This window comes from Microcoleus sp. N3A4, assembly GCF_036701805.1.
In the GTDB taxonomy this organism is placed as follows: domain Bacteria; phylum Cyanobacteriota; class Cyanobacteriia; order Cyanobacteriales; family Microcoleaceae; genus Microcoleus.
Map to the genome: position 1 here is coordinate 15,889 of NZ_JAUBRJ010000041.1, position 14,317 is coordinate 30,205.

A 14,317-nucleotide genomic window follows, 5' to 3' on the forward strand; every position below is an offset into this window, starting at 1 on the left:
CAATTGTATGGTTCAAGATTTCCAAGGTGCAAATCTCCAAGGGCGCTCCTTTGAGGGAAAAAACCTCACTGGCACAGACTTTAGTCACGCCAATCTTAGTGGAGCCAACTTTACTAATGCTGATATCCGAGGTGCAAAATTTACCAAGGCTATCCTCAGAAATGTCAACTTCAACTATGCCAGAGCAGGTCTTCAACAGCATTGGATAATTCTCCTGGTAGCTGGAGGGTTATTATTGTCAGTCATATCAGGAGTAGTAGCAGGAGTAGCTGGACTTGTGGCAGCGGGGATGTTTCAGCATGATTTTATCATCTTCCAAGACTATAAAATTATCTCCGGCTTGATTGTTTTAGTGGCATTAGCAGTTTTTATTTTTTTCACTATCCAAAAAGGATTTTTATTTGGCCTGGTAGCTTTGTCATCTGTACTGGGAACTTTGTCTGCTGTACTGGGAACTTTGTTCAGAACTTTGCCGGGAGTAGGTGCTGGTGCTTTTGTAATGGCTTTAGCTGTAATAGCAACTTTGGCGGTAGCTATAGCTGTGGGAGTTGTTTTAGCTGTAACTAAAGTCAAAATTTGGATTTTGGCTTTGGTTGAGAGCTTGGCTGTAGCTGTAGCAATTGGTTTAGTGCTGAAAGTCACAGCTAATTTGAGTTTAAATCTCAGCTTTACTGCGCCTGAAAATGTTGTTAATCAGCTCTGGAAATTAGTAGGAGCAGAAAATATATCCCGTGCATTAGTTGCGCTTGGTAAAGCGGGAAATCTTGGTTTATTTTTAGCAATTTTATTTGCGAGTATTTTATTGTTTTTGGGCGGTTATACAGGCTGGTATTCATTATCTAGCGATGAAAAGTTTTCCTTTACTCGCGGGCTAATCATCGCTTTGGCAGCTAGGTCAGGAACAACTTTTGAAGGCAGTAATCTAACGGAAGCTAATTTCACAGGGGCTACTCTCAAAAATACTGACTTAAGAGCAGAGAGAATCACTCGCACTGACTGGTCGGGAGGGAAGGAAATATCCCTAGCTCGTGTGGGTAAAAGCTATCTTCAAAACGCGAATATCCGAGAATTAGTTATTACTAAAAAAAGCATAAATCAAAATTTTGATGGCTATCAGATGCGGGGAGTGAATTTGAGTGGGGCTAAGCTGGTAGATGCTAGTTTTATTGAAGCAGATTTAAGTGAAGCTAATTTGATATATGCCGACTTATCTAGGGCTAGGTTGGTGCGGACATTACTGAATCAGACAAATTTTACTGGTGCTACTATTACTGGTGCATTTATCGAAGATTGGGGAATTACAAGTGAAACGATACTTGATGAGGTAAAGTGCGATTACATTTATATGCACTTGCCGACTAAAGAAGATCCTGACCCTTGTCGGAAACCGGATAATAGAGAGGAAGTGTTTGCTGAGGGTGACTTTGCTGACTTTATTTACCCTCTCTCGAAAACTTTAGATTTATATCATGATGGGGGAGTAGATCCAAGGGCGATCGCGATCGCTTTTCATCAGTTAGTTGAAAATCATCCAGAGGCGGAAATAGAAATTGTTTCGATGGAAAGGCGAGGAGTTCAAGGCGATAAGTTTTTAATTAAAGCTAAAACTGCACCGGGAGTTGATCGTTCTCAATTGAGTGCTGAATATTTTTCAGATTATAAACGGCTGAAAGAGATTCCTAGCGAGAATTTGTTACGAATATTGGCACAAAAAGATCATCAAATTAGAATGCTGACCAATATGGTTAATACTACACTCAATCGGACTGAGGTGGAAGTTAATCATCCTCAAGCAGAACCGCTTAGACGGGGAGGTAAGCGAGTGGCTCTTATCATTGGCGATGGTGCTTTTGACAGGGGTTTTTCGGTGATATTGCAAATAGGAGAAGATGGTGCGCTTCCTTCAACAGGAATACCGGGTAGACTAGATCCAAACCTCCAGATTATTCAAAATTATCAACGTTGGCAGTCTAGTTATGCCAAATTGGGAACGCATTTTCGAGCAATGAAACGCCGAGAAACTCAAGTTAAAAATGTTTCTATTGGTGAGGATTGTCGCACTGCTGCACTGATGTTAGAACAATCTCTAAATAGTTGGCTGAACTCAGAAACTTTTCATCCAATTCAAATGACATTATCAGAAGAATTAATGCGAACTGATGAAGTAAGAATTATCGTTCAAACTGAGGACAATCTACTTAGACGACTTCCCTGGCATTTGTGGGATTGGTTTGAGCGTTACCGCAAGGCCGAAGTTGCTCTTGGTACCTCTAATTATAGGCGAGTTGAGCGGTCAACGCCTCTGCGAAATCAAGTGAGAATTTTAGCAGTGTTGGGCGATAGTAGAGGAATTAATACAGAAACAGATCGACAGTTACTTAAAAATTTACCTGATACTGAAACAGTGCTTTTAGTAGAGCCAAGTCGTACTCAGTTAGATAAACATTTACGGGATGAACTAGGTTGGGATATCCTTTGTTTTGCAGGACATAGCGAGAGTCAACCCGATGGCGAAAGTGGTTGGATTTATCTGAATGACGAGGAAAGTTTAACGATCGAACAGTTAAAAAATGCTCTATCGACTAGCATTGAACGCGGTTTAAAGATGGCAATTTTTAATTCCTGTGATGGTTTGGGATTAGCACGAAGGTTAGCTTTAATGCACATTCCTCAAATGATTGTGATGCGCGAACCTGTGCCGGATCGGGTGGCACAGGAGTTTTTACAGAATTTTCTCACAGCTTTTTCAGGTGGCAAGTCTTTATATGCCTCGGCGCGGGAAGCAAGAGAGATGTTGCAAACTTTGGAGGATGAATTTCCCTGTGCGACTTGGTTGCCAGTAGTTTGTCAGAACCCGTCGGAAGTGTCTTGGACATGGCAAGAAATGCGGGAAATAGGTCAACTGAAAGTTCAGGAAGTTTTGAAGCAATTGGAAGGGGCGATCGCGGCTGATGTTTATTTGACACCGGAGGATAAAGCGGAGGCATTAGAGCAGGTACAAGTATTAGTAATAGCTGCTCAGAATCCTACAGAAAAGGAAGTACAGAGGTTAGGGAAAACGGCCATCAGGTATTTAAGGGGGATGGTTGATGAGTTACCCAATACAGCTAGGTTGGTTGGAGAATTTAATCGGTTGTTGCCAAAGATAGCTCAGTTATTAGGTTTGGGGTAACTCATTTCAGTCATCAGTTTCCTCGTTTTTGGTTGATTGACATTACCTCGTCCACTAAAGCCATCCATTCTTGTTGAACTCGCTTGCGTTGCTCTAACTCTCTAAGTTGAGGCCATATTTGTGAACGTTTTGTACCAAGGAATATGTCCCACTCCTGTTTCACTCCCTCAGCACGAGTGATATGGTCGGAAAATTCTTCCACCATTGAGCGTCCAATCTCCGATGGTGCCAATGCCAATATATTTAAGGCTTGTTTGCAGCTATCAACTGCTTCTTGATGACGAGTCTTGAGATGCTCTTGGATACTCTTCGCGTCAGGTGGTGTTGATATAGGAGTTTTTGTATCCGGTGGAAGTAATTTGCTAAGATGTCCCCAAACTATTGATTGAATAAAACCTTTGTACAAAATATCAAACGTGGATAAAAATTGGAATCCGAGCTTCAAGTTACTCAAATTCGGAGGAATTTGCTCTGCCATTACTTTAAGGAAAGCAGTTCCTTTTTCTTCGGTAATTCCCCTAAGACCCAGTTGACACAAAACCTCTGCAATTTCAAATTTCTTGGTTTCTAGGGATTCTCTCAATCCGGTTTCTATTAAGTGAAAATTTTTCAATAATTGGGCTCGCATTTCTTGAATAAACCAGAAATATGTACCATCAATCCCCTGGTCATCTGAGCGGCTGTTAATTGCATCTTCTGAAGGGATACCAGGGTATTTTTTGCAAGTTTCAATAGCGATATCTACTTGACGTTGAAAATGAGGATCTGATTGAGCAGGTTCTTGTCTGTATTTACGACGAAGTTCGTCTATCTTACTGTAGAGGTCTGTCATGAATTGGTGGTGCAGTTTTACATATTCTCCATGCTCTTCACCGTATTGTTCAAGAGCTTGTCGGGCTTTTTCTAGTTCAGCATTAATTTGACTTTGAAGTTCTTTTATGCGGCTTTTACAAGCTGACATATACTGCCTATCTAAACGGACTAAATTACCTACCAGATAGTCAATGGCTTTCTCTAAAACGCTGTTGGCTTCATCGGAATCTATGCAGTTAGCAGTTACGCATTCATAAACCCGGATACCTTTATCAATTCTCGTATTTTCTAAATCTTTAGACTGTTGCTTGTTATTGCCATCATCATTGAGAATCATGAAGGACCACTCTTCTAGGAGTAATCTATCTTTAAGTGCTTGGTAAGCTGCGTCATAGAGGTTTGTATCTCTGTTTCCCCAGAGATCGCCCCCTGCTGCTGGTCGGCGAACAAACAGAATAAAATCAGTGTCCTGTCCAAGAGCTTTAATCATCCGTTCGCGATCGCCTAGTCTTGTGTCTCCCAAACCAACTGTATCAATTAGCCCAATTTTTTCTACACCTACCTTGGGAAAAGAACAGAAAATTTCTACTTTCCGAACAGCAAGATGATTAAAGTTCAAAGGATTTCCCTGAGCATCATACTCTTGCGAAACAAATTTTTTGATTACATTTTTAGCGATCTTGACTACCCGCTCTTGTGGCTGAAGCAGATTACTATATTTATCGATATGTGCGTGATAATCGTCATGAAGATGTTTGTAGAGTGCTTCAGTTTCGGCTGGATTAGGCAGGTTAGCTGGTTGGGGGGGTAAGGGTTGACGAAACTCTGCTAAGGATTTAGGAGGAGAAGCAAAGCCTAACTTTTGGTAGTAAGGGGCAATGACTTCATTGAGAAAAGAAGACTCAGAATAGAAATATACCAAAGCATAGGTTTCACCATCTGGTAGGTGGTAAATATTACTCTGAACACTCGTGCAAGGCATTCGATCGCTACTAGGAATTTCATCATCACTAATAAGTCCAGTTAAGCTTTGGAGGAGGGTACTCTTGCCTTGGCGAGCCAGTCCAGCAACTCCTATGTTAAGGGTGTCGCGACTAAAGCGCTTCCAGAGGTTTTCCCATACCTGCTGCTCTTGCTCAATGAAGAACAAAAGTTTAGGAAAATCTATGTCTTTCAATCCCTCAATCAAACCGATATTATTACCAGGCGAGCGCATAAACTGTTGTCGCCTTTTTTCTAGTTCACTGATTTTTGCATATAGAGAATCTAAACGTTCTTTTTCCCATTTGGGTTCATCAGCGATTTCTTTACGTTTCCGAATAATATCGGCAATTTTACTGGTTAGCTCTGCACTCATAACGCGATGTCTCCTTACAATTATTTGTGAATGATTTGAATTAGGCGGTTGATGACTGGCATAGATATTGTCATTACAAACCGCAACAGGTTCTGTTTCTTGAGGTGCTTTAGGTTGATATGGCGGAGAGTCATCCCAGACACATAAAAGTAATGTTTTGTCATCGTCAGTTTCTTTATTGACACGTTCGGAGTTGAGGAAAGTATCAATTTTAGTTTTGCCAATTTCCCTTTCATCAGTCAATACGCAATTTTCTAGGGGTTGAAAGAAGTCTGTAAAAGGTTTCCAATTTAAAAGTTGGGTAACAGCTATATTTTCACACCAAGCTGTTGCCACACAAAGAAAATCAAGATTTATTTCTTTACAAAATACTTGCATCTTATCCCCGGCATTTGATGAAGTGACAAATGTAGTTTGATTAATAAATTCTCCTTTGTCGGGTTGGAAAAGTAGCTCATAGTCCTTACAATTGTTTTGTCGGATTACAATGAGTCCGTCGCCCACCTGCATTGCGGCAAGCCAGTTAGGACTGGCAATAAAAACCTGTAAGGTACAGGCAAATTCTTTTACTGAGTAACTGTTATTATTGGCCTGGTTTTCTAGGTTTTTTTGAACAATTTTTAGGAGTTCTATAAAAAAGATATTTGCTGTGTCCAGGTCTTTTATTGAATTTTGAAATTCTGAAATTTTCAATCTTCTTTGAAGGTACTGAATTGTACATCTAACAGCTATTTCTGCACCTTTATCTGAATGTTTTGCGCTACTAGCTCCATCCGCCACTACACCAATGAGCAGATGTCCATCAGGGGATTGCCAAAAACTTACATAATCTTGGCAGGGCTTTTTTTCCCTTAGATGGCTATTTCCTATAGCTCTGCTATGTATTACTTTCCAAGTCATAAGTCAACCTCTTATTTAAGCTGTTACCTTTCCCCAACCACTAATAGAAGGCAGATCGACCTGTTCTCCTATTTGGCTAGTGGAAACTTTCTCCATTGAGGCAGAAAGCCATCGGAATAGTTCTTTAAACTTCAAACCATCAAGCATTACTGGTGGGGTAGTAGATGGAGCCATTTGTTTTAAAATATCCATGTTTGCATTCCTAACCCCAATGGCAAAAAAACATAGCTTCTTTGCCGCGGTAGCCTCTTCTACTCGTTGAGCTGCATTTTGCCAATCATCAGTTGGCTCACCATCTGTAATCAAGACGACCCAGGGTTGATAGTAGGATATGCCAAGGTTGTTGTAAGTTTGCTTACTGACTTCCACTTGATCTAAAGCGAGTTCAATTGCCTGACCCATCGGAGTCCGGCCGCTTGTTGTTAGCGTCTGCGGATTAAATTCATTAATAGTGACAAAAGGTTGAACTAACTGTGGCTGTTCGTCGCTAATAGTTATAATAGCTACCTCTACACGGAGGCGAGCTTTGTCATCCTTCTGAACCTCTTGTTTAAAAATAGCTACGCCTGCATTTAATTCATTGATAGGCTGTCCCGACATAGAATCAGATGTATCGAGTAGCAAGACAACTGGACAGCGTGGTTCAGGGTTCTTGGCAAATTTAATGATCTCTTCTAAAGACATTCGGCTCTCCTTTGACTTTCGTTTTTCAACTTGTGGCTGTTTTCGATTCAGCCTTCTGGTTATGTATCGGGTGTAGGTGCGATAAATATGCAGCCGCTGAGTGATAAAATTAGCTAATATCCATTAACTAATGTATTAAATATACGTAAGGATTCAGGTATCTGAAACGTAGTCACAGAAGGACTTGTAGAATTAAAGCCTTCGCTAAATCAACAGATTCATTCTCAATAGGTACGAAAATAAAAGCTTTCAGGGTTTCTTAATAAGAATGGATATTTGATGATTATTCGCTTAAATGGTTACACCGTATAGGTTTTACTGCTTTTCACATGACCTGAATCCTTACAAATATACTTATTCTATTGGGTTACTCCAAGGCGGGTGTTTGCCAAAGTTTAGCATTTCTACATACTTAGTGGCCCTATGTTCCTGCAACGAGGTTTGAATCAGGGTTTGGATGAGATGCCTCAATCTATCCTTACACAAATTATTTATTTCCTCAGCCCCTACCTAGTGCCTGATTCCGTGTCCCAACCCGTAGCTGTGGCAGTAAAGCTTTGGAGAACTGAACCCACTGCCAGACATTACCAATATCAGGTTGATCGCTCTGACGGATTTGATAGTCCTTGTCTATGAGATACTCAGAGCCCACATGGCAATAGTCGGAAAGTTCCTGTAAGAGGTTTGGTTTCCAGTTAGCGATCGCCCCTCGCAAACGCGGTACCTTGTTAATTAGGACAGAAACTATCTTTGGTAAATGTGGAATGAAGTCACCAGCATTGCGAAACCTGTAGAGTGGCGTATCGAGTATTAATTTCACCGTACTAACTGGCGGTGCGCCAAAGGTGTACGTTTCCAGAACATGGGGGTCTATGGGCTTAAAACCCGGTTCCTGAAGCCTTTTAGCAATCAGTGTTGCTGCTGCACCGCCTAAACTGTGTCCGGTAACGAAAATATCCTTTCTAGCGTTATCTTCTCGCAGAAGGAAGTCTTGCAATTGTTCCCAGAAACTCTCTACATAATTGTCGAAGCCAGAATGGATGAATTCTGAGTTAGGCTGCACCAGTAAGTTAAAGAAGTAGTCGTCTAGGTTTTCCGTTCCTCTAATAGCGATCGCAACCTCATTCGGCGTAGACAAAACAAACCCACAGCAAGCCAACTCACCTGTTGAACTAAAGAGACGCGGGGAGTGAAGAAAGTCAATTGTCTGGTACTGCTGCACGAATGGCGGACATCCTGACTTGAGGATGTGGCGAACAACTTCTGTACCCTCGTTGTGGGCGAGGTATGTTAGTTGGGAGAGGGTCGCCATTGTGAGGGCGCGATCGCGGCTCAGACTATTATTCATTGGCATTTTCTAAGTTGGTCTACTGTCTATCTATCGGGTCATAAAAAATAGATTATGCACTTGTGGTCTAGTTTGCTATTTACTTCTACTTATGTCCCATAGTTCTATAGACTCTTGAAAAATGAGAGGGTATGGTGGTATTGTAATACCCTGTCTAATTAACCGACGTGGTATCTGTCCGGCTATTATTGGTGCTTGATTGGGAAGTTGTGCGCGTTGAAATATGTAAGATATCCACGCCGTTTTATGGACGATAACCAGCCGATTAAAAGGACGTAAATCGTCATTCTTCAACCATAATATTCCAGCTTGTTTAACTCGTTGATGCAATTCATTGAAATCACTCAAATCTTCAGGCAACATTAAAGGGGATTGCCAGATGTAATGCTTTGGTAGAGGAGAACTTGCTGATACATCTGCCATGTATAATTGTTGCGATAAGTTTGTTAATATTGGTAATTCACTCATTAATTAACTCCCGGTAAACTAGCTATTTGATACAAGTCTTGAGCCATTTTATGACTAATTTTGTGATGTTCTCTTTCATAACAAATACTTTTTACGTCTAAACAAGTTATCACATTTTTAATATCTACCAATGTTTGTGCTGATATATCGTCACCATGACTATCTCGATAATAATTAAAATCCGAATTATACTCATAGCCGCCGACATGACAGCGTAGTTCTGGCATTCCTTTTAATAAATCGATCCAATCTGTTAAAGGTGTAAATCCATTGTATTCTGCCACTCTCGCATTAGAGATATCAAAGAAAATACCACATCCGGTTTGAGTTACCATTGTCTCAAAAAACTCTATTTGTTTGTAACCTGCTGATGTCATAGAGGCAAAATTTTCTAGGAGAATTTGTCGTCCGATATAATTTTGATAGCGTTCAATTCTCCGCCAAACATATTCGGGATTTTCATAGTTAAATTCTAATCCTGATTTGACATAAACATTGCCTTGATGAAAAGTACAAATATGGTCGGAGATGTAGAGAGGTTTAATAACATCTACATGGGATTTGAGGTGGTGGAGAAATTCTTCAAATTGTTCTGAATCGCGATCGAGAAATCTTGACCACATGACATGAAAGGCAATGCGATCGCTAAAAGTTGATAGATATTCAACTATCTTATCAGGTGCTAAGTGACAATAATTATCCCAGAGAATTTCTACAAAAGGTAACTGACCGTTATTTCTTAGCGGCTGACTGGCTTCTTCATAAATTGAAAAATCAGTGAGATTGTTGACACTTAAGCTTAGTTTAATTGTCATTAGTAAAATTCTTTCAACCGTGTTTTTATCGAAAAACTAAGGACTGCAACCATTGGAATTATAGCTACAATAATTATTGTAACTGTCACAACAAAACAGAACCTTGGGTTCACCCTGTTCATTAAACAGATTCCAGTCATAGCTTCCATCATCCTTAATGTAGTAACCACCCAATAAACGGGGTGGATACTCCTCTCCAGCAAACACATAATCTTTCATAAACTCATACTTATCTGGGTTATAGAATTGGAGTTTTTCAGGGTCGCCGATGTAGGTGAGGTAAGTATCAGCAAAATCCTCATACTGGTTTGTGCGTGAGTATTCTGTGACAAATCCCAAACCATCTTGTTGATAATTTGCTAAACTTTCTTGGTGTAAATCTGACCACTTTTGGGCAAGTTCGGGATTGTTAGCGATAATATTTTCATGCACGTTATGACCAACTTCATGAGTCAGAGTTGCAATGAGTTCTTGCGGACCAGCAAAATGTTCGCCCCAAATACAAATTTGATGGGTATCCCGTTCAAAAGTGCCTTTAGCATTAGGATAGAGTTCGTTAGGTATGGCTTCGTAACGAATAGCCGGACAGTTTTCTAAATGAGATAAGGGTATAGTTTCGCTAATATAGTCAGCGATGTCTTCAGTCGCAGCTATATTACTGAGTTCAAATTTACTAATCTCTGTCTGATTAATGATTTCAGTTGAAATTGCTTCGCCAGTTGTCTCAAGCTTTTGGGAAAAAGATTCTAAGTTACTCATGGTTGTTCGCTCCTCAATCGCGTTAATTTTTTAGAAGACTTTATTGAAGTTGCCGGGGTAATTCATAAATTGTCCCGACAAACATTAGTTTTGCTGAATTAAACCAAAAACTCTTTGCCCCCCAAATTTTAGTTGGCCGATTGCTTGTGACAAAGCTTCCAAAAACATCTCATGGTCTGGGCCAATGATGATTTGTTCATCTACCATTAAATTGGCTTGAGGTTGACCACCTAGACGGTAAGGAATCCCCCTTTGTTTAGCTTGGCCCAGAAGTGCATTGAGATCGGTTTCACTTTTGGAGTCAAAGACTTGAACGGTTAATTGATTAGGAGACTCCCAACCAATTGAGGCCACTGGTTGTTTTTGAGAATTGACAATTTTTAGTGTTTTCATGGTTTTTCCTGATTAATGACAAGATTAAACAGAGGGTGATTGTTCTTCTTCTGTCAACATTTGTAACACCCAATGAGGGGTGGTTAATGTTAACTCTACAGCGTTATCAACAAATCTTACCTCTTTTACATATTCTACATATTTCAGGTAATTTTGTTGATCTTTGGTAAGATTGAACGCTTTAATAGGTATGCTGATGATATTACCGGCTAACCGAAAACCTCTAAGGTTTTCAGGGACAGGATCGATCCCCAAAATACCGCGCCCAATTTTTTCGACTATCCACACAAGAGTGGTTCCCCAAAACCCCTCACCAGAAATATTCAAGGGTTCCACAACAACTAACTTGATGTATATTTCTGGCGGGTTTACTTCCGTTTCTTGGGGTTCTGATTGCTTAACTTCGATTTCTTCAATATCGACAGCAACTTTAATTTTAACTGTTGCTCCTCGCTTTTTTGTCGTCGCGAAAATTAAGCACTGATTCTGTTTTAGGGATAAATCAACTAGCGTTACTTTTTGCTGTAAAAGGTATTCCCGCAAAGCCGTTCTTATTAGGGGTCTTGGAATTAGCATTTTACCTTGCTTAATAGCCTGTTTAATTTCTTGAGGAATGCTGGCAATAATTGAGGTTTTGGCAGTTTGATCAAGAGTTTGTAAAACAGATACAGCCACTTTTCCTGCTTCTAAAGCAATGCCTCCTGTAGTTTGTAAAACAGACACACCAATTTTTCCTGCTTCTAAAGCAATGCCTCCTGTAGTTTGTACAGCAGACACACCAATTTTTCCTGCTTCTAAAGCAATGCCTCCTGTAGTTTGTAAAGCAAATACAGTAACTTTTCCTGCTTTTAAAGCAACTTTGCCAGCGTTTTTAAGTAGATTTCTTGGTCGGATCATTTTTCCTCCTATGTTGTCACTTGTATCCAAGCAGCAGCATCGTCTAAGTCACCATAAGCGATCGCTTGTCCGGGACGTAAACGATTAATAATCGCAGATTGTTCGGGAGTTAACCCCATACAATCCCCCATAGTTTGGCGATCGTCGGCTGCTACCAAGCGATGTACTATTTTTAAATTAGTATTTTTAATCGCATCAGGTATCAGTCGAGATGGGATTTGATCGACCACTAATAAACCTTGTCCATAGGCTCTAATCTCTGAGAGAATATTAGAAAACATTTCAGCGACTTTAGCTTGAGGATTAGCTTGTTCCATTGTCGCTTGACCTGTACGCAACATGATTCTATGTGCTTCTTCAATAATCAGTAAATGAGATAATGAACCTACTGATGCTTGATTAAAACTGGGTGAATCTCGTTGCGCTTGTCGATATTCATACAGAAATTGCAGAATTAAAGCCATTGTGAAGGATTTGTCTGCATCATCTCCTAGATAGGAAATGTTGATGACCGCCGGACGATCGAATAAATTTGACCAAGGGGTTGATTGAGGTTGGTCAAATAACTTTTTTTTCCAACCTTGACGTAAACTTTGAATTCGTGTAGTTAAAGCCGCGATTAAGTTATCAGCAATTTTTTCTTCATAACCTTTTCCCTTAATTACAGGTCTAATTTTATCGAGCATTTGCGTCAGAGTCGGACGGAGTGTATTAAATTCTGGTAAAGGATCTGCCATCCAATCAAAAGGTTTTCTATAAGTAGCAAACAGAACTTCCTCCAATAACACTGGTAAAACTTCCTGCATGGGGAAGGAAGCATTAAAGATGGATTTTAACCGATCTATATGAGCTAAAACTTGGGGGATTTCTTCTGATCCTAACCAAATGATATCAAAAGGATTGAGAATTAGTGGATCTAATTCTTTCATTTTCTGAGCAGAATGTTCACCAGGCATATATATGGTGATTCTGTCAGGACTGCCCGGGGGTAATTTTTGATTGTGCGCGATCGCCCATTCTACATATTCAGTCTTAGCAGGTTCAATTACTAAAAAAGGAATATTTAATCTTAGCATTTCGCGGAGCATTTTTAAACAAGTAGTAGATTTTCCACTCCCATTAATTCCTGTTACCAAAGTATGCTTTGTCAAACTTTTCAAGGATAATTTATATTTTAAAGGTGTCGGTTCTCCTCCATCTAATAAATCTCCTAAGTGAATTTCCGCCGCATCTGAAGTGACAGGAGGATTCAGACTAAAGCTAGCTGTTGGCATTACCCGTACTCCCGGTACTTCTTGACGAGGAAGATTAACTAATAATGCTAATTCTTCTGTATTTAAAGGAGTTGTTAAGCCATTAAATAAATTTCCTAGTGGATGTTGTACATCTTTTCCCTGTTGAGGATTAACCACAGATATTTCTATCTCTGGTTGTCTCAAGTCGCTCAGAGCAGTTTGCACTCCATTTGCCCAAACTGGATGAAGATCGTGCAGTCGCATTGGCTCAAAGCAACTTTTTTCACCATTCAAAAGAGATGTTAATTGAGTTGCCCCTTGTTGGGCTGTTATTGGGTCTTGAGCTAGTAAGTAAGTACCTACATTCCAACAGCCCATATTCCCCGACTGTTCAAAACGAGTTGTATATCTTTGTAGTTGAGCTTCTACTGCTTGAGCGTGGGCGTTAATATGCTCTTGACCGATGGTGCGAGAGAGATTAAAATTCTTGCTGAAGCTATTACCCCAACTGGTATTTTCACTATTTGATTGTGTTTTTTGCCACCCCAATTTGGAACTTAAAAAAGGTAAACCCATTGACGCAAAAGCTGCCAATAATCCAGCCGGAGGAAAAATCTGTGCTAATCCGTTTGCTCCTAGTAATAAGCTCATGGTAAAATCTGTGTCCATGCCACTGATACCTGTACCTTTGCCGCCCCCAGTATTAGTACCTTCGCTGGTTCCCTCTGTCTCAGCTAAGGAAAGGTTCATTTTAGTTAGAGAATGTACCAAACCTAGTAAATTGCGACACTGATAAATTACCTCATCAACTTCGGTTCTGTTAACAGGTTCAGCAATGACAACATACGCAAACTTTTTCCCTCTCATTCCCCGCATGAGACGATCTAAAGTTTGTGGGTAGCCTTGTCCATCCCCAGGTTTGAGAGACGGGACACCTGTGAGCGCAACAGCATAATCCATATTATGCAGACTGGTGACAAGTGGTGATTCTTGATGATTGCATCGTCTGAGCCTAGTTCCTGGCCAATTTCCTTGGAGAAAATTTCCCAGGTTTTCTACAAATTGATATGAATTATTAGTGGAACTATGACCACGCACCCCAAAATATATCCGGTTTTGCACTCCGTCACTGGTGACAATAAAAATTAGGGAATATTGTCCGGGTGCGTGACAAGCTGATAAGGCTGTTTGCAGGGCTGTTAACGGTTGTTGGTTAGCACTACCTACAGGATTACCTACCTGTTCTAGCAAGAGAAAATTTGGTGCTTCTAATTGAGTTGTTGGTTTATTAATCTTCCAGATGTTAGGACTAATCGGAGCATCTAAGTAATAGCGTCCTAAACTAAACAGCAGTGACAGAGACATTTCATCGGCTTGTTGAATAGCCGAAGACGGAGGTTGAGTGGTGCTTAATTGTATGGCATTATGATCTGGCATCGGTTTGATTCCTTTTTGGCAATTGCACAAAAGTACAAA

10 protein-coding genes are annotated in these 14,317 nt (G+C 40.3%); 1 reads left to right on the plus strand and 9 read right to left on the minus strand.

Features of this window, described 5'->3' with window-relative positions:
- Positions 1–7 precede the first annotated feature (7 nt).
- Positions 8–3,172 (plus strand): pentapeptide repeat-containing protein, encoded by a 3,165-nt coding sequence (locus QUA56_RS22060; RefSeq protein WP_333361490.1) that lies wholly within the window; start codon positions 8–10, stop codon positions 3,170–3,172.
- 13 nt (positions 3,173–3,185) lie between these two features.
- Here QUA56_RS22060 and QUA56_RS22065 read toward each other — a convergent pair whose 3' ends face one another.
- From QUA56_RS22065 to QUA56_RS22105, 9 genes are all read right to left on the minus strand, one after another.
- A complete protein-coding gene (locus QUA56_RS22065) occupies positions 3,186–6,242 on the minus strand; it encodes a PP2C family serine/threonine-protein phosphatase (RefSeq protein WP_333361492.1) in 3,057 nt (1,018 codons plus the stop codon).
- Between the two features lie 15 nt (positions 6,243–6,257).
- Positions 6,258–6,926 (minus strand): VWA domain-containing protein, encoded by a 669-nt coding sequence (locus QUA56_RS22070; protein WP_333361494.1) that lies wholly within the window; start codon positions 6,924–6,926, stop codon positions 6,258–6,260.
- Between the two features lie 499 nt (positions 6,927–7,425).
- The gene (locus QUA56_RS22075) at positions 7,426–8,274 is read right to left on the minus strand and encodes a lipase family protein (RefSeq protein ID WP_333361496.1); all 849 of its coding nucleotides are present in this window, start codon (positions 8,272–8,274) and stop codon (positions 7,426–7,428) included.
- A 75-nt stretch (positions 8,275–8,349) separates the two neighbouring features.
- Positions 8,350–8,742 carry a hypothetical protein gene (locus QUA56_RS22080; RefSeq protein WP_333361498.1) on the minus strand — a complete coding sequence of 131 codons (393 nt, stop codon included), beginning with the start codon at positions 8,740–8,742 and terminating at the stop codon, positions 8,350–8,352.
- The gene (locus tag QUA56_RS22085; RefSeq protein ID WP_333361500.1) at positions 8,742–9,557 is read right to left on the minus strand and encodes a multinuclear nonheme iron-dependent oxidase; all 816 of its coding nucleotides are present in this window, start codon (positions 9,555–9,557) and stop codon (positions 8,742–8,744) included. The genes QUA56_RS22080 and QUA56_RS22085 overlap by 1 nt, the downstream gene beginning before the upstream one ends.
- Before the next feature lie 36 nt (positions 9,558–9,593).
- Positions 9,594–10,316, minus strand: coding sequence for a hypothetical protein (locus QUA56_RS22090; RefSeq protein WP_333361503.1), 723 nt, complete (start codon positions 10,314–10,316; stop codon positions 9,594–9,596).
- An 84-nt stretch (positions 10,317–10,400) separates the two neighbouring features.
- Positions 10,401–10,709 carry a hypothetical protein gene (locus QUA56_RS22095; protein ID WP_333361505.1) on the minus strand — a complete coding sequence of 103 codons (309 nt, stop codon included), beginning with the start codon at positions 10,707–10,709 and terminating at the stop codon, positions 10,401–10,403.
- A gap of 24 nt (positions 10,710–10,733) precedes the next feature.
- A complete protein-coding gene (locus tag QUA56_RS22100) occupies positions 10,734–11,606 on the minus strand; it encodes a hypothetical protein (RefSeq protein ID WP_333361507.1) in 873 nt (290 codons plus the stop codon).
- 8 nt (positions 11,607–11,614) lie between these two features.
- Complete coding sequence (locus QUA56_RS22105; protein ID WP_333361509.1) at positions 11,615–14,278, minus strand: helicase HerA domain-containing protein; 2,664 nt, start codon at positions 14,276–14,278, stop codon at positions 11,615–11,617.
- Between the last annotated feature and the right edge of the window lie 39 nt (positions 14,279–14,317).